The organism is Pseudomonas sp. GW822-FHT06D10, from assembly GCF_058799535.1.
Map to the genome: position 1 here is coordinate 609,100 of NZ_JBXALN010000002.1, position 20,018 is coordinate 629,117.

Consider the following 20,018-nt stretch of genomic DNA (forward strand, 5'->3'; position numbering starts at 1 on the left):
GGATGGAGGTATCCAGCCAAGTTACCAATCCCTGTAGAAAAAATAATTTCAAATATTAACGCGTCTCACCGTGGCCCGGCGAGCCTGCGCGATCAACGCAAGGTGGTTGCCCCGAGACAGAGCATAGCTTGCATGGTGAAGAGTCGACGCGCTGCTAAAGGTTCGCAACACATTGCCAGATCATTGTTGCCAAAGGACTTTTTCGACAGATACAAAAAAGGCCACTCTTTCGAGTAGCCTTTTTTGATGTTTGGTTGCGGGAGCCGGATTTGAACCGACGACCTTCGGGTTATGAGCCCGACGAGCTACCAGACTGCTCCATCCCGCGTCTGTGTGGCGGCATTCTACAGGCGAACGACCGAGTGTCAACCTTTAATGGTCCCAGAGGTCAAATTAACGTCGAAAACCTGGCTGGCCAACTTAAGTCATGGACCTGCAAGGAGTTTTACAGGGCGTGAGGGTAGGGAGAAACACACGCGCACAAAAAAGGCCACTCTTTCGAGTAGCCTTTTTTGATGTTTGGTTGCGGGAGCCGGATTTGAACCGACGACCTTCGGGGGTTATGAGCCCGACGAGCTACCAGACTGCTCCATCCCGCGTCTGTGTGGCCGAATTCTACAGAGCCGGCAGATCCTGTCAATCATTAAATTTTGAAAATTGCTTCCGGTTCAATCGCTTAGCTTCCTTGAAGGGGCTTTTCGGAGGGCTCGGGCCTAGCTAGAACGGGGCTTGCAGCTCTATTGACGGCGTTGTTGTCATTGAGCAAATAAATTCAGCCGGGCCTGATGAAGGTCAGCGCGAAGATGCAAGGTACTGGTGCTATATACAGGTGTCGGTAGATACTTGCCTTCTGCTTTCATTGCGACCTGTGCCTTCCATGATCTCTGCCTTTATATGATGCAGCGCAAAATCATCCACATTGACTGCGATTGCTTCTACGCCGCCATCGAAATGCGCGATGCCCCGCACCTGGCCAGCAAGCCGCTGGCGGTGGGCGGGTCTGCAGATCGACGGGGGGTGATTGCTACCTGCAATTATGAGGCGCGGGCCTATGGGGTGCGCTCGGCCATGTCCTCCCGGCACGCCCTGACCCTGTGCCCGGACCTGGTGATCGTCAAGCCGCGCATGGAGGCCTATCGGGAAGCTTCCAAAGAGATCCATACGATCTTTCGCGACTACACCGACCTGATCGAACCCCTGTCGCTGGACGAGGCCTACCTGGATGTTTCCGAAAGCCCGAGCTTTGCCGGCAGCGCCACGCGTATCGCCCAGGACATTCGCCGTCGGGTTTCCAATCAGTTGCACATCACCGTGTCGGCCGGGGTGGCGCCGAACAAATTCCTGGCGAAGATCGCCAGTGACTGGAAAAAGCCCAACGGCCTGTTTGTGATCACCCCTGACCAGGTGGAGGATTTCGTCTCCGAGCTGCCAGTGAGCAAGCTGCACGGAGTGGGTAAGGTCACGGCGGACAAGCTGGGGCGCCTGGGCATTGTCGACTGCCTGCAATTACGGGACTGGAGCAAGCTGGCGCTGGTGCGCGAGTTCGGCAGTTTTGGCGAGCGCCTGTGGAGCCTGGCCCGGGGCATCGATGAGCGGCCAGTGCAGAACGATAGCCGGCGGCAGTCGATCAGCGTGGAGAATACCTACGACGTGGACTTGCCGGATCTGGACAGTTGCCTGCAGAAGTTGCCGGAACTGATGGAGATCCTGGCGGGGCGCATGGCGCGCATCGACAGCAGCTACCGGCCGGGCAAGCCTTTCGTCAAAGTGAAGTTTCATGATTTTACCCAGACCACGCTGGAACAGGCGGGGGCGGGGCGTGACCTGGAGAGTTATCGGCAATTGCTGACCCAGGCCTTCAAGCGCGGCGGCAAGCCGGTGCGCCTGCTGGGAATTGGCGTGCGTTTGCAGGATATGCGCGGCGGTCATGAACAGCTGGAGCTGTTCCAAGGGGGGGGGTAGGGGCTGGCCGGTTGCGATCCATCCGAGGCATCGCTTTCGCCGGCAAGCCGGCTCCTACAGGGGGTCAGTTGCTGCCGGGGTCGGCCACCAGGCGGCCGGCATTCTTGGTCAGGGACTTGAGGAACTCGTTCTGCAGCTCCGGATCGTTGCGGGTCAGCTCGATCAGGCTTTGCTCCAGTTCGCTGGCTTCTTCCTCCAGGCCCAGCTCCGACAGGCGCTTGACCCGGTGCACCCACTGGCTCACCTCATCATCTTCCAGGTCGTCGTAGATCAGTGCATGGGCTTCCTGCAATTTGCTGCGCAGGCCGCTGCTGATGCTCAGGGAGGAGTCCGAATGCACTTCGTCCTGAGCGTCTTCGACACTGATCTGCAGCTTGCCGATGTGATTCAGGTCCTGCTCGGAAAACGGATTGTCCAGCAGGTTCAAGCGCAGCACGCCATTGCGGTCGGTGCTCAGCTCGTAGGTCTGCTTGCCGGCCTTGACCTGCACCGGACGCTCGCTCCATGGCAGGCTCGAATACTCCAGGCGCTTGTCGCGCTGGACTTCATCGATGGCTGCCAGGTTCTGCTGAGCACGGCCATGGGACGGCATGTTCATGAACGGGTTGAGTCCGGACACGCCGTAGCTGATCCAGTCCTTGGTCACGCTGTCCGGCAGGTTGCCCAGGGCGAACACATTGACCACATTGGCTCCGACGCCCGCCACCAGTGCCACCGCGCCCAGCGGGATCTCGTAGATCTCGCGCCAGGGTTGGTAGGGCGTGTAGCGATCGTAGCGGCGAGTGACCTCGAACTCGGTGACTTCGAAGGTCTTCTGTTCGTGAATGCGCACTCGGCGTTGCGGCAGCTCAAGCACCTTAGGCTCACCGACATCGATCTGCAGGCTGTGATCGAGCAGTTTGCGCTCGACACGTTCCTCGTGTTCGCTGCGTTGCGACATCTGGTTGGCACAGCCGCTGACCAGCAGGGCGCCACATAAAGCGGCGCCCCCGAGGCTTAAGGTGTTTCGCTTGAACATGACTTCTCTATCTGGTTTCAGCGACGGATACGGGCTTGAAGGAAGGACAGTACGTCGGCCACGGGCAGTGCTTGCGCCTCGGCTTCGATACGGCTCTTGTATTCCAGGTTGCCTTCGGCGAGGCCGCGGTCGCTGACCACGATCCGGTGAGGAATGCCGATCAGCTCCATGTCCGCGAACTTGATGCCCGGGCTGGTCTTCTTGTCACGATCGTCCAGCAGCACTTCGAAGCCGGCAGCGGTGAGTTCCGAGTAGAGCTTGTCGGTGGCTTCGCGAACCTGCTCGGTTTCGTAGCGCAGTGGCACCAGGGCAATCTGGAACGGCGCCAGGGTGTCGCTCCAGATGATGCCGTTGGCATCGTTGTTCTGCTCGATGGCAGCAGCCACCACACGGGATACGCCAATGCCGTAGCAACCCATTTCCAGGGTCACCGGCTTGCCGTTCTCGCCCAGCACTTCGCACTTCATCGCCTTGCTGTACTTGTTGCCCAGCTGGAAGATGTGCCCGACTTCGATGCCGCGCTTGATTTCCAGGGTGCCCTTGCCGTCCGGGCTCGGGTCGCCGGCCACCACGTTACGCAGGTCGGCCACGGTCGGAACCGGAAGATCGCGTTCCCAGTTGACGCCGAAGTAGTGCTTGTCGTCGATGTTCGCACCGATACCGAAGTCGCTCATCAGCTCGACCGAGCGGTCGATGATGATCGGCAGCGGCAGGTTCAGCGGGCCGAGGGAACCGGCGCCGGCGCCAATGGCGTCACGCAGTTCGGCATCGGACGCCATGACCAGCGGGCTGGCAACGCCAGGCTGGTTGGCGGCCTTGATTTCGTTGAGTTCGTGGTCGCCACGGATGATCAGGGCAATCAGCTTGCCTGGCTCTTCGGCGTGGACGATCAGGGTCTTGATGGTCTTTTCAATCGGCAGATTGAATTTTTCCACCAGCGCGGCAATGGTCTTGGTGTCTGGCGTATCGACCAGGCGCAGTTCTTCGGCTGGCGCTGGACGCGAGGTTTCGCGAGGCACTGCCTCGGCTTTCTCGATGTTCGCCGCGTAGTCGGAGCCGTTGCTGAAGACGATATCGTCTTCACCGGATTCGGCCAGCACGTGGAATTCGTGGGAGCCGGCGCCGCCGATGGAGCCGTTGTCCGCTTCAACCGGGCGGAACTTCAGGCCCAGGCGGGTGAAGACATTGCAATAAGCCTGGTGCATGCGGTCGTAGGTGACCTGCAAGGACGCCTGGTCGGCGTGGAAGGAGTAGGCGTCCTTCATGATGAACTCGCGGCCGCGCATCAGACCGAAGCGTGGGCGGATTTCATCGCGGAATTTGGTCTGGATCTGGTACAGGTTCAGCGGCAGCTGCTTGTAGCTGCTCAGCTCGTTGCGAGCCAGATCGGTGATCACTTCTTCGTGGGTCGGGCCGGCGCAGAAATCGCGACCGTGACGGTCTTTGAAGCGCAGCAGCTCCGGGCCGTATTCTTCCCAGCGACCGGATTCCTGCCACAGCTCAGCCGGCTGAGTGCTCGGCATCAACACTTCAAGCGCGCCCGCGGCGTTCATTTCTTCGCGAACGATGGCTTCAACCTTACGCATCACCCGCAAGCCCATCGGCAGCCAGGTGTACAGGCCGGAAGCCAGTTTACGGATCATGCCGGCGCGCAGCATCAGCTGATGGCTGATCACGACCGCGTCGGAAGGCGTTTCTTTCTGTGTGGCGAGCAAATATTGACTGGTGCGCATGGTAGGCCGTTGTCGGTTGCTGAAGACTGGAAGTGACGGAGCATTGTACGGGCGAGTTCCGCTGGCGTACAGGATTGCGCTCGGAGGGGGCGGGGGCTACTGCGAAAAGTGTGCAACCCCCGGGATTTTCTAGGATTCTTCGCCGACTGCGGTGCTGTTGGCGGAGCTTTCGGGCTCGGGTTTCGGCCCGGCGCGGCGGCTCTCCTGGAACCAGTGAATGGCGATCAGGATCAGTGTCGGCACCCCGAGGATCGCGGTGATGAGAAAGAAGTCGTGATAGCCGAACTTTTCCACCATGACCCCGGAATAGCCGCCGATCAGGCGCGGCAGCAGCAGCATGATGGAACTGAGCAGGGCGTACTGGGTGGCGGAGAACTTGAGGTTGGTCAGGCTCGACAGGTAGGCGACGAAGGCTGAAGTGGCCATGCCTGAACTGAAGTTGTCCAGGGAAATGGTGACGATCAGCATCTTCAGGTTCGGGCCCATGTCGGCAAGCATGAGGAACAGCAGGTTGGTCCCGGCCGATGCGGCGCCGCCGATGAACAGGATCGGCAGGATGCCGAACCGCACGATCAGCAGGCCGCCCATGCCGGCGCCGAGCAGGGTCATGATCAGCCCGAAGATCTTGCTGACCCCGGCGATCTGGTCTTTGGTGAAACCCTGGTCGATGTAGAACACGTTGGCCATGACGCCCATGACCGTGTCCGACATGCGATAGGTGGCAATCAGCCCTAATAGCAGAAAGGCTTGCCAGCGATAGCGCAGGATGAAGTCGTTGACCGGCGTCAGCACCGGCGCCAGGCCCCGGCGGCCCATGGCCGAGAGGCACAGGGTGCTGAGGGTGATGTAGAGGATGGCCCGCAGGAAGGCGCGGTCTTCCAGCAGCAGGTCCAGCAGGCTGACGCCGTCGAAGATCACGCTGGCGAAGTCGGTGTTGTACAGCTGGGTGAAGGTGGCGGGGACGGAAACCAGTAGCACGATCAGCACGAATACCGAGATCAACTGGTGAGCGAAGCTGTAGCGCCCGGCGGACAGTTGGGTGCGCAGCGGCACCGCGGGTTCACGCATCAGCAATGTGGTGATCAGCGCGGGGATCATCAGCACCCCGAACAGCACGTAGGTGCCGGTCCAGGCCGAGTGCTTGTAGCTGAAACCGGTGGAGCCGAAGCCTTCGGCGAAAAACAGTGCGCCGGCGGTGGCCAGCAGCACGGCAACCCGATAGCCGGACATGTAACTGGCGGCCAGGGCGGCCTGGCGGCTGTCGTCGGCGATTTCCAGGCGGTAGGCGTCGATGGCGATGTCCTGGGTGGCCGAGGCGAATGCCACGATCACCGCAATGGCAATCAGCCAGGAAAGGTGCTTTTGCGGGTCGCAGAAACCCATGCCGATCAGGCCGAGAATCACCAGGGTCTGCGCCAGCACCAGCCAGGAACGACGTCGACCGAGCTTGCCCAGGAGGGGCAGGCGCCATTGGTCGAGCAGGGGCGACCATACCCACTTGAAGGCATAGGCCAGGCCGATCAGGCTGGCGTAACCGATGGTTTCACGGGCCACACCGGCCTCGCGCAACCACACCGAAAGAGTCGAGAACACCAGCATGTAAGGCATGCCGGCGGCGAAACCAAGCAGCAACAGCACGAGCGTCGAGGGGCTGGCATAGGCGGCAAGTGCGGCGCGCCAGGTTTTACGGGGCATGGGCTGAAGTCTGCCTCAGATTACGGAAACAAAGCGCGCACTCTAACCGCTGTGCTCCACCGGGCGCCAGCCATGGCGCTGAATATCCACGCGATTGTTCAGGATAGAGACACCTTCGCCACGCAGTCTGGCCCGCTGCTCGTCGCCCGAGGGACTGCCGGCCGGCAAGCTCAGGCGACCACCGGCGCCGAGCACTCGGTGCCAGGGCAGGCTGGTGTCGGCGGGTAACTGGCTGAGGGTACGCCCGACCCAGCGTGCCGCCCGTCCCAGGCCTGCCATCTCCGCCAGTTGGCCGTAGCTCACCACCCTGCCTTCGGGGACCTGGGCCAGGGTCAGGTATAGCGCCGTACGTCGGATCTGTGCAGGGCTTTGCGGCTCTTCGCTGTGTTCGGTCACATTCGCGCTTCCAGATAATAGAGGAGGGACGCCGGTCGGCTGTGGTGATCAAAGCCGGATGAGTATTGAACTCACTCTCAATACCCGGGTCAGTCCTGACTAAGGCTTGTTCAGCAGGAATAATGCCGTTTTTTTTCGCAAGATCGAGTCCTCTATTGCTTATGTTGCCTAGAACTTTGCTGTGTTTCGCGGTGCTCAGCGCCTCCATGCCTGTATTGGCCGATACCGTATGGTTGAAGAACGGTGATCGCCTGAGTGGCAAGATCAAGGTGTTCGACGGCGGCAAGCTGTTGATCCAGACCGACTATGGCGGCGCCATCAATATTGACTGGAAGCAGGTCAAGACTCTGGAGAGCGACCAGGAGCTGCTGGTCAAGCAGGATGCCTACACCGGAGAGAAGGCCAAGTCGCTGCAGGCGGCGGACGAAGGCAAGGTGATCCTGGCCAACGGCGAGGCGCCCAAGACGGTGGAGCTGGCGAGCATCCAGCAGATCATGAAGCCCAAGCCGCTGGTGGAGGACATGGTCTGGAAAGGCAACGTCGACGTGGCCATGGACTACAAGCGCGCCGAAAAGAATACCGATGACTACGACATCGACTTCAAGACCTCGGCGCGTCACGGGGCCTGGCGCCACAATGCCCAGGGCGAATACAACCGTGAGTTCCAGGATCATGTGGTGACCACGGACAACTGGAGCGCCGAGTACGCTCTGGACCGTTTCATCACGGAAAAGTGGTTCTGGGAGGGGCGCCTGACCTACAAGCGGGACAAGGTCGAGGACCTGGCGCGGCAGCGGGTGGTGGGTACCGGCCCCGGCTACCAGTTCTGGGATGATGAGCTGGGTGCGTTCTCCCTGGGCTCGCTGCTCAACCGTACCGATTACGAGTACGCCGATGGTGGCAAGGACAACTTCTATTCCCTGGCGATGAAGTGGGACTACAACCGTTACCTGATCGGCAAGCGGGTGGAGTTCTTCACCAATGGCGAGGTGGGGCGGCCGCTTTCGGGGGTGGCCGACTATGCACTGGATGCCGAGATGGGGCTGCGCTACAAGGTCACCGACTGGGCTTCATTGAACCTCAAGGCGGAAAAAGACCTGATCCGCGGTACCGAAGACAGCGATCTGGACAAGACCCGCTACACCGTGGGCTTTGGCGTGACCTGGTAACCCGGGACGCATGGGCGCCTTTTCAACGAGGGCGCCGACAAAAGTGACGGGCACAAAAAAGCCCCGCTGTTGAGGGCGGGGCTTTTTTACTGGATCAGTACAAGTTAGATAACTTGAACTTCTTCAGCTTGCATGCCTTTCTGACCGCGGGTAGCGATGAAAGAAACCTGTTGGCCTTCTTTCAGGCTTTTGAAGCCGTCGGATTGGATAGCTTTGAAGTGTACGAACAGGTCGTCACCGGATTGTGGAGTGATGAAGCCGAAGCCTTTTTCATCGTTGAACCACTTAACGGTACCGGTTTGGCGATTAGACATGGTGTATCTCCTTGGACAAAGTTAACTGCGACTCAGGAAAAGCCCTGGCCGAGACTGAGTGCAAAGAGCAGGAAAAATTCTTGGAGATGGTTGGATCGAAATTCAACATCGTGTAGAGATTCTCAGTGACACAAGCAGCACAGTGGCGCCACCTTAACCCTTTTTCCTGAACGTGCCAATGGTCAGTGCGAAGGTTTCTCGGTTTTCGTGACTGACGGCGGGGCGCTCGTCGCCCAGCCCTTGAAAATCGTGGCGTGAGGCGAGAAAAACGTCCCAGACTTTGAACCCGACCTCGCGCCCCGGTAAGATGCCAGACCGTTTTTTTTCACCTCGCTATTTCAGGACACCCGCCATGAGCATCAAATCGGACAAGTGGATTCGCCGCATGGCGCAAGAGCACGGCATGATCGAGCCCTTCGTAGAGCGCCAGATGCGTGGCGAAGGCCAGGATCGGCTGATCTCCTTCGGGGTGTCGAGCTACGGCTACGACGTGCGTTGCGCCGATGAATTCAAGGTGTTCACCAACATCAATTCGGCCACCGTCGATCCGAAGAACTTCGATGAAAAGAGCTTCGTCGACATCAAGAGCGACGTCTGCATCATTCCGCCTAACTCCTTTGCCCTGGCACGCACCGTCGAGTACTTCCGCATTCCGCGCAACGTGCTGACCATTTGCCTGGGCAAGAGCACCTATGCCCGTTGCGGCATCATCGTCAACGTGACCCCGCTGGAACCCGAGTGGGAAGGCCACGTGACCCTGGAATTCTCCAACACCACCACCTTGCCGGCGAAGATCTACGCCAACGAAGGCGTGGCGCAGATGCTGTTCCTGGAGTCGGACGAAGAGTGCGAAGTGTCCTACAAGGACCGTGGCGGCAAATACCAGGGCCAGCGTGGCGTGACCCTGCCACGCACCTGAGTTCGTCTGTCTGACGAATAGCGGGAATTCCTGAGCCGGCAGGCACTCTATTGGAGGTACTGCCGGTACGCGCAAGGCGTACCCGGCACAGCTCAGGAGTGCCCTCATGAAGATAGATCCGCGAATCAGTGCCACCTTGGCCAGGCTGGAACCCAATCAGGTTGGCGTACTGGCCTGGACCCTGCTGGCGCATCCTCCCGTCAGCATGGCCGGTGGCATTCCCGGCCAGCCGGATCCCGATTCCCCGCAACCCCTTGAACCCACCGAGCCGGGCGAACCGACCCTGCCCGACGAGCCGCCTCCCGCGCCTGTCGCCTGAAGCCCGTACCGCGCCCGACCGGCCCAGAGCCTGAACGGGCGCGGTACCGCTGTTACTTCAGGTTGCCGCTGAGAAACTGCTGCAAGCGCTCGCTTTTCGGGTTGCCCAGCACGTCCTCCGGAGCACCTTCTTCTTCCACCAGGCCCTTGTGCAGGAACAGCACCTGGCTGGACACCTTGCGCGCAAAACTCATCTCGTGGGTGACCATGATCATGGTCCGGCCCTCTTCGGCCAGGCCCTGGATCACCTTGAGCACCTCGCCCACCAGCTCCGGGTCCAGGGCCGAGGTGGGTTCGTCGAACAGCATGACCTCCGGCTCCATGGCCAGGGCCCGGGCGATGGCCACCCTTTGCTGCTGGCCGCCGGAGAGAAACGCCGGGTACTGGCTGGCCACCCGTGCCGGCAGGCCGACCTTGTCCAGGTAACGCCGGGCGCGTTCCTCGGCCTCCCTGGTGCTGACCCCCAGCACTCGGCGCGGGGCCATGGTGATGTTTTCCAGCACGGTCATGTGGCTCCACAGGTTGAAGTGCTGGAACACCATCGCCAGGCGGGTGCGAATCCGCTGCAGTTCGGCCGGGTCGGCCACGTGCATGCCGTGGCGGTCGCTGACCATGCGGATCTGCTGGCCATCCAGGCTCATGGCGCCGTCATCCGGGGTTTCGAGAAAGTTGATGCAGCGCAGGAAGGTGCTCTTGCCCGAGCCGCTGGCGCCGATCAGGCTGATCACGTCGCCGGTCCTGGCCTTGAGGGAAACACCTTTGAGCACTTCATTGTCGCCATAGCATTTATGCAGGCCTTCAACGGTCAATTTGTACATGGGGGCGTGCATCCTCAAGGCGAAAGTAGGTAACCGCTGCGATAGGCCTCGCGACCGGCGACATGGGCGATCACCATGCCTGCGGTGGCCATGCGTCGCAGCGAGCGGGCGTACATGAGCCCGGCGTTGTTGCAATGGATGGGGGTGACCCGGTCGTGGATCGGGTCGATGATTTCGGCCACCAGTTGCCCGGCCTCCAGGTATTCCCCCGGCAGGGCGTTGAACACCAGCAGCCCGCCTACCGGGGTCGCCACCGGTTCGACGCCGGCCAGGGGCGTGGCCGGGAAGGGCAGTTCGGGCAGTGGCGGCGCTTCACCGGCGATGGCCCCAAGCCGGGTCAGGTAGTCGATCAGGGCCTGGCAGTCGAGGCTGGCCAGGCCGTGGTTGACGTCGCCCTGGCCGCGCAGCTCGACGGTCACCGCAAAGCTGCCTGTCGGGATGGCGAAACGCTCGCCGAAGCGCTGTTGCAGTTGCCACCACAGCAGGCTGAAGCATTCGTCGAACGACCAGGCCGCGGAGTCGGTGGCCAGCAGGCAGGCTTCGGCGCCCAGGTAGCGAGCCAGCGGCTCCACCCGGGGCCAGGCTTCGGGGGTGGTGTAGAGATGCGCCACAGCCTCGAAGTCGCAATGCAGGTCCAGCACCATGTCGGCATCGCAGGCCAGCCGTTGCAGGGTCAACTGCAGGGACTGCAGTTGGGTTTGCGGCCGCTGGCGCGCCAGGGCATCGATCAGGTGACGGCGGATCAGTTCAAGGTTGTGTTCAGGGTCGGCATTGAGCAGCCCTTCGATGGCATCGCCGACTTGTTCGCCCAGGTCGGCGAAGCCGCGGTTGAAGTTCTGCCCGCTTTCCAGCTGGTAGCGGCCCAGGGGCACATCCATCAGCACCTGTTCCAGGCCCACCGGATTGGCCACCGGCACCAGGACGATTTCCTGGCGCAGGCGATCGGCGGCTTCCAGCTCGGCCAGGTGTTGCTTGAGGTGCCAGGCCACCAGCATGCCGGGCAACTCGTCGGCGTGCAGGGAGGACTGGATATAGACCTTGCCGGCGGCCTGGGGCGGGCCGAAGTGAAAGCTGTGGACCTGGCGCGCGGTGCCCGGCAGCGGGGCGAGCAGGTCGTGGATCTCGTGGCGCATTGACGGTTTTCCTGCAGCAAGTCCTAGTGGGTCGGCCCGAGGAAAGCCAGCCAGCGGCGTTCGGCGAGGCGGAACAGGCCCACCAGGGCGAAGGTCACGCACAGGTAGATGATGGCGGCGATGCCGAACGACTGAAATGTCAGGAAGGTCGCTGAGTTGGCGTCCCGGGCGATTTTCAGTATGTCGGGAATGGTCGCAGTGAAGGCCACGGTGGTGGAGTGCAGCATCAGGATCACTTCGTTGCTGTAGTAGGGCAACGAGCGGCGCAGGGCCGAGGGCATGATCACGTAGGCGTACAGCTTCCAGCCGCTCAGGCCATAGGCCTTGGCCGCTTCGACTTCGCCGTGGGCCATGCTGCGGATCGCCCCGGCGAAGATCTCCGTGGTGTAGGCGCAGGTGTTCAGGGCGAAGGCAAGGATGGTGCAGTTCATTGCATCGCGAAAGAACGCATCCAGGACTGGCTGTGCGCGAATCGCGGCGATGCTGTAGATCCCGGTGTAGCAGATCAGCAACTGGATATAGAGCGGTGTGCCACGAAACAGGTAGGTGTAGAACTGCACCGGCCAGCGGATGTAGCGCTTGGGCGAGACCCGGGCGATGGACAGCGGGATCGACACCAAAAAGCCGATGCAGATCGAGGCACTGAGCAGCCACATGGTCATGGCCAGGCCGGTCACGTGGTAGCCATCGCTATAAAGGAAGGGACGCCAGTATTCCTGCAGGAGTTCGATCATCGCACGGCCTCCCGGGCGCCGGCGGCGTAACGCCGTTCAAGCCTGCGCAGGACAAAGTTGGAGGCACTGGTGATCAACAGGTAGATCAGCGCCGCCAGAACCAGAAAGTAGAAGAGTTGGTAGGTGCTCTTGCCGGCGTCCTGGGCAGCCTTGACCAGGTCGGCCAGGCCAATGATCGACACCAGGGCCGTGGCCTTGAGCATCACCATCCAGTTGTTGCCGATGCCTGGCAGGGCAAAGCGCATCATTTGCGGAAAGACCACGAAGCGAAAGCGCTGGCCGCGTTTCAGGCCATAGGCGGTGGCCGCTTCCACCTGGCCCCGGGGCACGGCAAGGATCGCCCCGCGAAAGGTTTCGGTGAAGTAGGCGCCATAGATGAAACCCAGGGTGATCACCCCGGCGCTGAAGGGGTTGATCTCGATGTAGTCCCACTCCATGAAATCGGTAAAGGAGGTCAACCAGGTTTGCAGGCTGTAGAAAATCAGCAGCATCAGGACCAGGTCCGGCACGCCGCGGATCAGGGTGGTGTAGAGCTGGGCCGGAACCCGCAGCAGGGCAACGCTGGACAATTTGGCGCTGGCGCCGATCAGGCCCAGCAAAACGCTGACCAGCAGCGACAACACCGACAACTTGATGGTCATCCAGGTACCTTCCAGCAGCAGAGGGCCGAAACCCTTAAGGCTGAGTGCGGAAAGCCCCAGGTTTTTTAGAAGTTCTTCGAGCATTGATCTGTGACCCGTAGCGATAAAAAAGGCGCCCATCGAGGATGGGCGCCGACAGGTTATTTACCGCTGTAGAGGTTCAGGTCACCGAAGTGTTTTTTCTGGATGGTGGCGTAGGTGCCATCATCGTGTAACGCTTTGATACCTTTATCCAGAAGCGCTTTCAGCTCTTTGTTACCTTTCGAGATACCCACCGCGGTCTTGGCCGGCAGCAGTGGGTCGTCCACCGGCTTGCTGATCTCATAGTCAGCGCCTTGCGGTGACTTGAGGAAGCCCAGTTCGGCCTGCAGCATGTCCTGGATCGAGGCATCGAGACGCCCGGAAGTCAGGTCGGCATAGACCTGGTCCTGGTTCTGATAGGCCTGAGTCTTGACCCCGGCCTTGTCCAGCACGGCCTTGGCGTAGGCTTCCTGAATGGTGCCCTGCTCGTAGCCGACGGTCTTGCCCTTGAGCGAGGCGGTGTCTTCGCTCAGGCCCGAGCCTTTCTTGAACACGAATGCGGTGGGGCCGGAAAACAGTTCGTTGGAGAAGTCGATGACTTTCTCGCGAGCCGGGGTGACGGTCATGGACGAGATCACACCGTCGAATTTATTGGCCTTGAGGCCTGGAATCATGCCGTCGAAGTCACTTTCGACCCACTTGCACTTGACCTTCAGCTCGGCACAGATGGCATTGCCCAGGTCAATGTCGAAACCCACCAGGCTGCCGTCGGCGGCCTTGGATTCGAAGGGGGCGTAGGAAGGGTCGACGCCGAAGCGCAGTTCCTTGTATTCCTTGGCCAGCGCGGAGCCGGCGGCCATGCAGAGAGCCAATGCAGAAAGGGTCAGCAATGCTTTTTTCATTATTCAATCCCTAAGAACCAATATGAGCGCTTGTGGCGCAGGAGTACTGTTACTGGACCGCATAAGACTTAATGAAAGTAGCAATTTCCGAACCAGAGTCCCGAACAGGTGTTTTAAAAGCGCTGGAAAGCAGCGACACGAGGGAACCCGTGCGCCGAGATGGGGCGTGATTTTTGGCAGGCGCCAATAAGGTGCGAAGGGGTGGGCAATCTACGATGGGCGAACTGACAGGGCTGCCAGTGCCAAGCGCGGTTGAGGGCGCCGGTGAGCTGTTCGTTTTGGAGCAGGCCCGCTTGCACAGGACGTGCAAGCGGGTGGGGGAAGGTTACTTGCCTGGAACCAGGGTCAGGCGGGTCTTGCCGTAGCTGCGCTCGAAGTTCTGCGGTTGCATCGGCAGGCTCAGGTACTGGGCCTTGAGCCAGCCGTCGATGCCGTTGGCATAGTTGGGGCTCACCGGGTTGCCGGACTGGCCGCTGCTGTTGAGGCCCATCAAGGGTTCGCTGAGGCCGAAATCCACGATCAGGCGCAGGGCCGGTGTATCGGTGATGGCAAAATCCTGCCCCCAACGGTACGCGGCGCTGTTGATGGTGTTGTGGTCGCCTCCGGCCTGAAGCGGGCCACGGATCTGCCGGCCATTGGCGTTGGTCCACTGGTAGCTGTGCAGCTTGCCCCATTGCCAGGCCTTGCGGTCGGCGCCCAGCAGTTGCTCGCCGGAGCTGATGGCGGCTGCCAGGCTGCGGGCGAGGATGGCTGGCTTGTCTTCCTTTTGCGCGGTGCGCGAATCGTCCCAGAACGGGCTGTCTTCCTGGCCCAGCAGGTGGTCGGCCTGGGCCGAGTAGGAAAGGTTGCCGTTGGCGACGAAGGCTTGCCAGGCGTCACTGGACTCGGGGCCGAGCTTGTCGAGGAAGATCTGCTTGGCGCTCTCCTGCAGGAACAATTCGTACAACGCCGCGTCGGCCGAGCCGGCGCTGACCTTGCCGTCGAACGCCAGCAAGCGGCTATAGGCTTCCCTGGCCTTGGCGCGTTCGGTATCGGGCAAGGCCTCGATGGCCTGCTTCAGCGGCTGGGCCATGCCCGGAGCTTCGAACATCTTTTTCAGTTTGGCGGCGAACAGGGTGCTTTGGTCGTACTGCAGGGCGATCAGGCTGCGGTTGTCCTGCTTGCCGCTGGAGGCCAGACCGGCCATGCGCTCGGCCCGTTCCGGGGCGTGCCAGGAATTGGAAAGCTGCATGCCGTAGCCCCGCGAGATCACTCGCTGGTTGGCGGTGGCGATCCAGCCCTGGGGCGGGTCCTGGTCGTAGGGGTGGAGCATCGGGTCGGCGTAGCCGTCCCAGTCGTAACGGCCATCCCAACCCGGTGAGGGCAGCAAGCCTTCGCCTTCGCGGCGGTTGGGGAAGCGCCCGGTGACCTGCCAGCCGATGTTGCTGGCGTCGGCAAACACCATGTTCAGGGCGATGGCGCGGATTTCCCGACTGGCATCCGAGGCCTTCTCGACGTTCTGCGCCCGGGACAGGTCGAAGAAGGCATCCAGGGTCTTGTCGTCCTTGAGCTCCGGCGTCTGCAGGGCCAGGCCGAAACCGTTACCGAGCGCTGCCCCCAGGGCGCTGTTGAGCAGCGGGCCATGGCGGGTCTCGTACACGGCTTCGCGAATCGGCCGCTGGCCTTTGACGAAATAGGTTTCGTTGCGCACGGTCACCGGCTGCCATTTGCCGTTGTTCTGGTAGTACAGGGCGTTGCCCTGGCGCTTGAGCTTTTCCAGGAACAGGTCCTGGTTGTCTCCCTCCACCGAGCTCATGCTCCAGGCCACCTTGCCGTTGAAGCCCTGGAGAATCGCCGGCAGGCCAGCGATGGACGCGCCAGCGGCCTGGTATTTCGGCGCGCGGATCTGGGCGTAGTACCAGGCTTGCAGGTGGCTGTCGGCGGCCAGCAGGCTGCGGCCGGTGCGGCTGCGCTGTGGGGCGATGGCCAGGTTGCTGCCGCCGCGGGTGCCCAGGCTGTTGAGCTGGGCCAGACGGTTGATGGCGCGGCTGACTTCGTTCAGGCCCGGCACAGTGAGATTCAGGCCCTTGAGTTTGTCCGCTTCGGCCAAGGGCAGGGGTTCATCGGGATAGCTCGGAGTCAGCCACGGCAGTTTGTCGCTGCCGACTTTCTGCGCCAGCACCAGGGCGTTGATCTCTTCTTGCAGGTTGGCGGACTGGCCGAAGTTCAGCAGGCAGAAGATCAGCGCCGAATCCTCGGCTTTCCAGTATTCGGGGGTGTAGCCCTGGGCTGCCAGGTCCGGCGGCAGCTTGTCGCGATAGCGGAACAGGTAGGCGTTGACGCCCCGGGCATAGACCTCGAAGAAGCGCTTGATCCGTGGCGACGAAGCCTTGTACAGCTCATCGGCGCTTTTCTTCAGGTTGATCGCGCGCATCAGGCGGTCCACTTCCAGTGCGTCGGCACCGGACATTTCGGCCAGGCGGCCCTGTGCCAGCAGGCGCAGGGTCACCATCTGGCCAATGCGGTCGCTGGCGTGCACATAGCCCAGGGTGAACAGGGCGTCATGGAAGCTGCTGCTTTCGATCAGCGGTACGCCGACCGCGTTGCGCCGCACGGAAACGTTCTGTGCCAGGCCCTTGAGCGGTTGCACGCCAGAGGTGGGGGGCAGGGTGTCTTGAGTGTTCCAGGACTGGCAACCGGCCAGGCTCAGAGCACTGGCCACTGCCGCGGCAACGCCGAACCGGGGAAGAAAATGTGAGAAGGCTGGCGAGGCCATGGCAAAGCTCCTGCGGGGGGTAGCGTCGATAAAGGCGCTACGTTAGTGAGCAGGCGAGTGCCGCGCAAGCGGGGGCAGGAGGTATTTCTCGACGACGCTGCAAATAGCGATCGCTGGCGCGTCAGCGCCTGGCAAAACCCGTAGGAGCCGGCTTGCCGGCGAAGAGGCCTTCTGGCCTTGGCTGGCCCTTGCGGGCACCGTGACTGGCAAGCCAGCTCCTGCAGGCACAAGGCTCAGGAGGCGGGATTGACCTGCTCTACCAAGGCATAGGCCCGCTCGGTAGCCGGCCGGGCCTGGATGCTGTTGAACCAGCGGTGCAGATGCGGGAAGTCCTCGAGTTTCTGGCTCTGCTTCTTGTAGGAAGCGATCCAGGGATAGATCGCCATGTCGGCAATGCTGTAGTCGCTGCCGGCGACGAACTTGCGGTCCGCCAGGCGTCGATCGAGCACGCCGTACAGGCGCGCGGTTTCATCCACATAACGTTTGATGGCGTAGGGGATCTTTTCCGGGGCGAACTGGCTGAAGTGATGATTCTGCCCAGCCATCGGTCCCAGCCCGCCCATCTGCCAGAACAGCCATTGCAGGGCTTCCTGGCGCCCGCGCAGGTCCTGGGGCAGGAACTGGCCGGTCTTTTCCGCGAGGTACAACAGGATCGCCCCGGACTCGAACAGCGACAGTGGCTGGCCGCTATCGACGGGTTGGTGGTCAACGATCGCCGGAATGCGGTTGTTGGGCGCGATCTTCAGGAATTCGGGCTTGAATTGCTCACCCAGGCCGATGTTCACCGGGTACAGGGTGTAGGGCAGGCCGGCTTCTTCCAGGAACAGGGAGATCTTGTGGCCGTTGGGGGTGGTCCAGTAATACAGGTCGATCATGGAACGCTCCAATTGGGATGTATCTGTGCTTAAGGACAGCAAACTCCGGCATTAGGTCGTCCTGTCTGCATTCGATGGCTTGCCTGAACAGCTAAGTGATGCTCAAGTGCGGCAAATTCAATGACCTCGACAGAGAAAAACATGCCCCTTCCGGCCAGCACCGCACTGATGCTCATCGACCAGCAGCAAGGCATCCTCCAGCCTCGGCTTGGCCCGCGCAACAACCCCGAGGCGCAGGTGCGGATGCTCGAACTGCTGGCCCACTGGCGCGCCCGCGGCTGGCCGGTGATCCATGTGCAACACCTGTCGCGTTCGCCGGATTCGGTGTTCTGGCCCGGGCAGTCGGGGGTGGAGTTTCAACCGTGCTTTGAGCCCCGGGACGGGGAATGGCGGGTTCAGAAGCAGGTGCCGGATGCGTTTTGCGCCAATTCGCTGGAAGCGGATTTGCGGCGCGAGGGGATTGCCGGGTTGGTGATTGTCGGTGTCGCCACCAACAACTCTGTGGAGTCGACGGCGCGTACGGCTGGCAACCTGGGCTTTGCCGTGTGGGTGGTGGCCGACGCCTGCTACACCTTCGACAAGCCCGACTTCAGCGGTCGGGCCCGTAGTGCCGAGGAGGTGCATGCCATGTCGCTGGCCAATCTGGATGGCGAGTACGCCACCGTCCTGGACCTGGCGCAGTTGCTGGCCCAGGAGACCGGGCGCAGCTGAAGGCGCAAGTGCTCAGGCAGGCCCCGCCCGCGCTCAGGTCAGGCGCCGTGGCACTTCTTGAATTTCTTGCTGCTGCCGCATGGGCAAGGGTCGTTGCGGCCAACGTCTTTCAGTGCGTTGCGTACCGGCTCCTGGTGAGCGTGGTTGCAGTGCGGGCCGTGAACATGGCCATGGTCGTGATCGTGATGGTCATGATCGTGGTTGCAGTCAGGGCCATGGACATGAGGTTGCTGGATCATTGCGGGTTACTCCGGGATAAAATCGCCGGGAATTATCACGCCATTGCGCTTCAGGTGCACGTCCTGGCCGATGAATAATCCGATTTCCAGTTTCCCTTCGAGGCGGTAGGGGATAGGTCGCTCGGGCTTGCGCAGCAATTTCACCACATCGCGGATCTGCGGCCACAGGTTGGTCCGCACCGGCACCTTGAAAAAGCGGCTGCTGTGGGGCGTGACGGTGAACCAGTGTTCGTGCTCGCCTTCGCTGAGCAGGAAGCGCTCCAGGTAGACCTTGTAGGTCAGGCGACGCACGGTCAGGTCGCTGTCGTTGGGGTTATCCACCCGCAGGTGCAGGGTGAAGCGTTGTTCCAGCAGGTTGGCCTTGACCACCTCGACCTTGACCAGATGCACCGTCGGGTCGACGGACTCATCGCTGAACCAGGAGGCACACCCCGTCAGGCCCAGCGCGCCGAGCAGGCACAAGGTTCGTAACGCACGCAGCTCACCGATCATTGCAAGAATCCCTCTGGATGCCGGTGCCCATCCTGGGCCCGGGTTGGTATCGGCCAGTCGCGGCTCAGCGGCTGAAGTAGCTGGCGCAGCACTTCTTGAACTTGTGCCCGCTGCCACAGGGGCAGGCGTCGTTGCGGCCGGATTTGAGGGGAACCGTGGGGTCGATGAAATACCAGCGTCCCTGGTTCTGCACGAAGGATGAGCGTTCGCGGTGGCTATGCTCGCCCTGGCTGTCGTGCCAGCGGGCAGTAAAGGTGACAAAGGCATGCTCGGGCTGGCCGCCGAAGACTTCCGAGCTTTCGACCTGCAACCCCAGCCAGGTGCTTTGGGCGCTCCAGTCGCTGATGGACTGGCGATCCAGGCCCGCCTGTTGCGCCGGCAGGGTGGTGGCCAGCAGGTAATCCACCTGCCCCAGCACATAGGCGCTGTAGCGCGAACGCATCAGGGCTTCCGCGCAGGGCGCGGGATGGCCGGCATGGTAATGGCCGCAGCAGGCATCCAGCAGGTTGCCGCTGCCGCAGGGACAAATCGAGGCACTCATTGTGTTACCACCAATACTTTCCAAAGTTTTCCGGGTTTGCCCAGAATCGTGAATTGAGCCAATCGGGCACTTGCTTGTATTCAAGCAGATCGTAGGTGAACAGGGTCAGGACCTGTTCATCGCGCTGAAAGCGTTCGCTGGCCTGCAACGCCAGGGAATAGAAGTCGGTTTCCTGCCAGCCGCAGGCCTGCAGATCGGCCAGTACGGCGATCCGGCTGGCATTGAGGTTGCGAATGCCCCCAAGCAGGTTCAGGCCGTCGCGCTTGGGCAAGTGTTCCAGGCAATCCACGGCCAGGGCCAGGTCGAAACGCCGCGCTGCCAGTTGCGCAGGCAGAGGGCCGGGTACCGCCTGGGCCACTTGGGTCGTGGGGTGGGCCTCCTTGAAGGCAGCCAGGGCAGGGAAGTCGCTGGCACCGATCAGCAGCAGCTGTTGTGGTGCGTAGCGATCCAGCAAAGCCGCCAGGGCCTGCTGCGGGGTACGGTTGGAAATGCCGGCGCTCATCTTAGCTCCTCGGTCAGAACGCTAAAGACTAGCGTGCCGGCATCTGCGGGCCTAGAGCGGTTCACCACTAAATCGGCGAACCTCCCGTGTTTACAGGGCGAAACCGGTGATAGCCAGGTGCTGGCGCAGA

General features: G+C 61.6%; 21 protein-coding genes and 2 tRNA genes. 5 read left to right on the forward strand and 18 right to left on the reverse strand.

The features are described from left to right. Positions 1-251 precede the first annotated feature (251 nt). Both AC1RL5_RS08340 and AC1RL5_RS08345 read right to left on the reverse strand, forming a co-directional pair. A tRNA-Met gene (locus AC1RL5_RS08340) sits at positions 252-328 on the reverse strand. Positions 329-520: 192 nt separating this feature from the next. Then, a tRNA-Met gene (locus AC1RL5_RS08345) sits at positions 521-599 on the reverse strand. 295 nt (positions 600-894) lie between these two features. Between AC1RL5_RS08345 and dinB the strand changes: the two genes are divergently transcribed. Then, positions 895-1,962, forward strand: coding sequence for a DNA polymerase IV (dinB, locus tag AC1RL5_RS08350; RefSeq protein WP_103407767.1), 1,068 nt, complete (start codon positions 895-897; stop codon positions 1,960-1,962). Between the two features lie 64 nt (positions 1,963-2,026). Here the strand turns inward: dinB and AC1RL5_RS08355 are convergent, their stop codons facing one another. From AC1RL5_RS08355 to AC1RL5_RS08370, 4 genes are all read right to left on the reverse strand, one after another. Then, a complete protein-coding gene (locus AC1RL5_RS08355; RefSeq protein ID WP_011059599.1) occupies positions 2,027-2,980 on the reverse strand; it encodes a hypothetical protein in 954 nt (317 codons plus the stop codon). A gap of 17 nt (positions 2,981-2,997) precedes the next feature. After that, on the reverse strand, positions 2,998-4,713 hold the full coding sequence (locus tag AC1RL5_RS08360) for a proline--tRNA ligase (protein ID WP_492589230.1): 1,716 nt from the start codon (positions 4,711-4,713) through the stop codon (positions 2,998-3,000). A gap of 129 nt (positions 4,714-4,842) precedes the next feature. Beyond that, positions 4,843-6,408, reverse strand: a complete 1,566-nt coding sequence (locus AC1RL5_RS08365; protein ID WP_011059601.1) for an AmpG family muropeptide MFS transporter — start codon at positions 6,406-6,408, stop codon at positions 4,843-4,845. Positions 6,409-6,450: 42 nt separating this feature from the next. Beyond that, entirely contained in the window at positions 6,451-6,804 is a 354-nt protein-coding gene (locus tag AC1RL5_RS08370) for an MGMT family protein (protein ID WP_015634389.1), read from the reverse strand. Between the two features lie 161 nt (positions 6,805-6,965). On the opposite strand from AC1RL5_RS08370, the gene AC1RL5_RS08375 reads away from it, so the two are divergent. Next, entirely contained in the window at positions 6,966-7,973 is a 1,008-nt protein-coding gene (locus AC1RL5_RS08375) for a DUF481 domain-containing protein (RefSeq protein ID WP_026020131.1), read from the forward strand. 104 nt (positions 7,974-8,077) lie between these two features. Here the strand turns inward: AC1RL5_RS08375 and AC1RL5_RS08380 are convergent, their stop codons facing one another. After that, the gene (locus tag AC1RL5_RS08380; protein ID WP_002554837.1) at positions 8,078-8,287 is read right to left on the reverse strand and encodes a cold-shock protein; all 210 of its coding nucleotides are present in this window, start codon (positions 8,285-8,287) and stop codon (positions 8,078-8,080) included. Between the two features lie 352 nt (positions 8,288-8,639). Here AC1RL5_RS08380 and dcd point away from each other — a divergent pair, with 352 nt between their 5' ends. Both dcd and AC1RL5_RS08390 read left to right on the forward strand, forming a co-directional pair. Continuing rightward, a complete protein-coding gene (gene dcd / locus AC1RL5_RS08385) occupies positions 8,640-9,206 on the forward strand; it encodes a dCTP deaminase (protein ID WP_011059604.1) in 567 nt (188 codons plus the stop codon). A 106-nt stretch (positions 9,207-9,312) separates the two neighbouring features. Beyond that, a complete protein-coding gene (locus AC1RL5_RS08390) occupies positions 9,313-9,525 on the forward strand; it encodes a hypothetical protein (RefSeq protein ID WP_011059605.1) in 213 nt (70 codons plus the stop codon). 52 nt (positions 9,526-9,577) lie between these two features. On the opposite strand, the gene AC1RL5_RS08395 is transcribed toward AC1RL5_RS08390, so the two are convergent. From AC1RL5_RS08395 to AC1RL5_RS08425, 7 genes are all read right to left on the reverse strand, one after another. Continuing rightward, a complete protein-coding gene (locus AC1RL5_RS08395; RefSeq protein WP_015634391.1) occupies positions 9,578-10,342 on the reverse strand; it encodes an ABC transporter ATP-binding protein in 765 nt (254 codons plus the stop codon). Between the two features lie 14 nt (positions 10,343-10,356). After that, on the reverse strand, positions 10,357-11,475 hold the full coding sequence (locus tag AC1RL5_RS08400) for a succinylglutamate desuccinylase/aspartoacylase family protein (RefSeq protein ID WP_492589231.1): 1,119 nt from the start codon (positions 11,473-11,475) through the stop codon (positions 10,357-10,359). Positions 11,476-11,498: 23 nt separating this feature from the next. Next, the gene (locus AC1RL5_RS08405) at positions 11,499-12,209 is read right to left on the reverse strand and encodes an ABC transporter permease (RefSeq protein ID WP_011059608.1); all 711 of its coding nucleotides are present in this window, start codon (positions 12,207-12,209) and stop codon (positions 11,499-11,501) included. Next, positions 12,206-12,934, reverse strand: coding sequence for an ABC transporter permease (locus AC1RL5_RS08410; RefSeq protein WP_011059609.1), 729 nt, complete (start codon positions 12,932-12,934; stop codon positions 12,206-12,208). Before AC1RL5_RS08410 ends, AC1RL5_RS08405 begins: the two co-directional genes overlap by 4 nt. Positions 12,935-12,990: 56 nt before the next feature. Further along, positions 12,991-13,773, reverse strand: a complete 783-nt coding sequence (locus AC1RL5_RS08415) for a transporter substrate-binding domain-containing protein (protein WP_011059610.1) — start codon at positions 13,771-13,773, stop codon at positions 12,991-12,993. 325 nt (positions 13,774-14,098) lie between these two features. Further along, the gene (locus AC1RL5_RS08420) at positions 14,099-16,528 is read right to left on the reverse strand and encodes a penicillin acylase family protein (protein ID WP_053149396.1); all 2,430 of its coding nucleotides are present in this window, start codon (positions 16,526-16,528) and stop codon (positions 14,099-14,101) included. Between the two features lie 233 nt (positions 16,529-16,761). Continuing rightward, entirely contained in the window at positions 16,762-17,403 is a 642-nt protein-coding gene (locus tag AC1RL5_RS08425; RefSeq protein ID WP_103407772.1) for a glutathione binding-like protein, read from the reverse strand. Between the two features lie 141 nt (positions 17,404-17,544). On the opposite strand from AC1RL5_RS08425, the gene AC1RL5_RS08430 reads away from it, so the two are divergent. Further along, complete coding sequence (locus tag AC1RL5_RS08430; RefSeq protein ID WP_072451124.1) at positions 17,545-18,114, forward strand: cysteine hydrolase family protein; 570 nt, start codon at positions 17,545-17,547, stop codon at positions 18,112-18,114. Between the two features lie 38 nt (positions 18,115-18,152). Here the strand turns inward: AC1RL5_RS08430 and AC1RL5_RS08435 are convergent, their stop codons facing one another. The 4 genes from AC1RL5_RS08435 to AC1RL5_RS08450 all read right to left on the reverse strand — a co-directional run bounded on the left by AC1RL5_RS08435 (position 18,153) and on the right by AC1RL5_RS08450 (position 19,888). Next, a complete protein-coding gene (locus tag AC1RL5_RS08435; RefSeq protein ID WP_492589232.1) occupies positions 18,153-18,353 on the reverse strand; it encodes an SEC-C metal-binding domain-containing protein in 201 nt (66 codons plus the stop codon). 6 nt (positions 18,354-18,359) lie between these two features. After that, positions 18,360-18,845, reverse strand: coding sequence for an LEA/WHy family protein (locus AC1RL5_RS08440; protein ID WP_072451123.1), 486 nt, complete (start codon positions 18,843-18,845; stop codon positions 18,360-18,362). A 64-nt stretch (positions 18,846-18,909) separates the two neighbouring features. Next, positions 18,910-19,386, reverse strand: a complete 477-nt coding sequence (locus tag AC1RL5_RS08445) for a YchJ family protein (protein ID WP_011059615.1) — start codon at positions 19,384-19,386, stop codon at positions 18,910-18,912. A gap of 4 nt (positions 19,387-19,390) precedes the next feature. Then, positions 19,391-19,888, reverse strand: coding sequence for a DUF6231 family protein (locus AC1RL5_RS08450; protein WP_072451122.1), 498 nt, complete (start codon positions 19,886-19,888; stop codon positions 19,391-19,393). Between the last annotated feature and the right edge of the window lie 130 nt (positions 19,889-20,018).

What these genes read in the sequence shown, in the direction of transcription:
- dinB (WP_103407767.1), top strand. Translation starts at nt 895, where the DNA reads ATGATGCAGCGCAAAATCATCCACATTGACTGCGATTGCTTCTACGCC.
- AC1RL5_RS08355 (WP_011059599.1), bottom strand. Translation starts at nt 2,980, where the DNA reads ATGTTCAAGCGAAACACCTTAAGCCTCGGGGGCGCCGCTTTATGTGGC.
- AC1RL5_RS08360 (WP_492589230.1), bottom strand. Translation starts at nt 4,713, where the DNA reads ATGCGCACCAGTCAATATTTGCTCGCCACACAGAAAGAAACGCCTTCC.
- AC1RL5_RS08365 (WP_011059601.1), bottom strand. Translation starts at nt 6,408, where the DNA reads ATGCCCCGTAAAACCTGGCGCGCCGCACTTGCCGCCTATGCCAGCCCC.
- AC1RL5_RS08375 (WP_026020131.1), top strand. Translation starts at nt 6,966, where the DNA reads ATGTTGCCTAGAACTTTGCTGTGTTTCGCGGTGCTCAGCGCCTCCATG.
- AC1RL5_RS08380 (WP_002554837.1), bottom strand. Translation starts at nt 8,287, where the DNA reads ATGTCTAATCGCCAAACCGGTACCGTTAAGTGGTTCAACGATGAAAAA.
- dcd (WP_011059604.1), top strand. Translation starts at nt 8,640, where the DNA reads ATGAGCATCAAATCGGACAAGTGGATTCGCCGCATGGCGCAAGAGCAC.
- AC1RL5_RS08390 (WP_011059605.1), top strand. Translation starts at nt 9,313, where the DNA reads ATGAAGATAGATCCGCGAATCAGTGCCACCTTGGCCAGGCTGGAACCC.
- AC1RL5_RS08395 (WP_015634391.1), bottom strand. Translation starts at nt 10,342, where the DNA reads ATGTACAAATTGACCGTTGAAGGCCTGCATAAATGCTATGGCGACAAT.
- AC1RL5_RS08400 (WP_492589231.1), bottom strand. Translation starts at nt 11,475, where the DNA reads ATGCGCCACGAGATCCACGACCTGCTCGCCCCGCTGCCGGGCACCGCG.
- AC1RL5_RS08405 (WP_011059608.1), bottom strand. Translation starts at nt 12,209, where the DNA reads ATGATCGAACTCCTGCAGGAATACTGGCGTCCCTTCCTTTATAGCGAT.
- AC1RL5_RS08410 (WP_011059609.1), bottom strand. Translation starts at nt 12,934, where the DNA reads ATGCTCGAAGAACTTCTAAAAAACCTGGGGCTTTCCGCACTCAGCCTT.
- AC1RL5_RS08415 (WP_011059610.1), bottom strand. Translation starts at nt 13,773, where the DNA reads ATGAAAAAAGCATTGCTGACCCTTTCTGCATTGGCTCTCTGCATGGCC.
- AC1RL5_RS08420 (WP_053149396.1), bottom strand. Translation starts at nt 16,528, where the DNA reads ATGGCCTCGCCAGCCTTCTCACATTTTCTTCCCCGGTTCGGCGTTGCC.
- AC1RL5_RS08425 (WP_103407772.1), bottom strand. Translation starts at nt 17,403, where the DNA reads ATGATCGACCTGTATTACTGGACCACCCCCAACGGCCACAAGATCTCC.
- AC1RL5_RS08430 (WP_072451124.1), top strand. Translation starts at nt 17,545, where the DNA reads ATGCCCCTTCCGGCCAGCACCGCACTGATGCTCATCGACCAGCAGCAA.
- AC1RL5_RS08435 (WP_492589232.1), bottom strand. Translation starts at nt 18,353, where the DNA reads ATGATCCAGCAACCTCATGTCCATGGCCCTGACTGCAACCACGATCAT.
- AC1RL5_RS08440 (WP_072451123.1), bottom strand. Translation starts at nt 18,845, where the DNA reads ATGATCGGTGAGCTGCGTGCGTTACGAACCTTGTGCCTGCTCGGCGCG.
- AC1RL5_RS08445 (WP_011059615.1), bottom strand. Translation starts at nt 19,386, where the DNA reads ATGAGTGCCTCGATTTGTCCCTGCGGCAGCGGCAACCTGCTGGATGCC.
- AC1RL5_RS08450 (WP_072451122.1), bottom strand. Translation starts at nt 19,888, where the DNA reads ATGAGCGCCGGCATTTCCAACCGTACCCCGCAGCAGGCCCTGGCGGCT.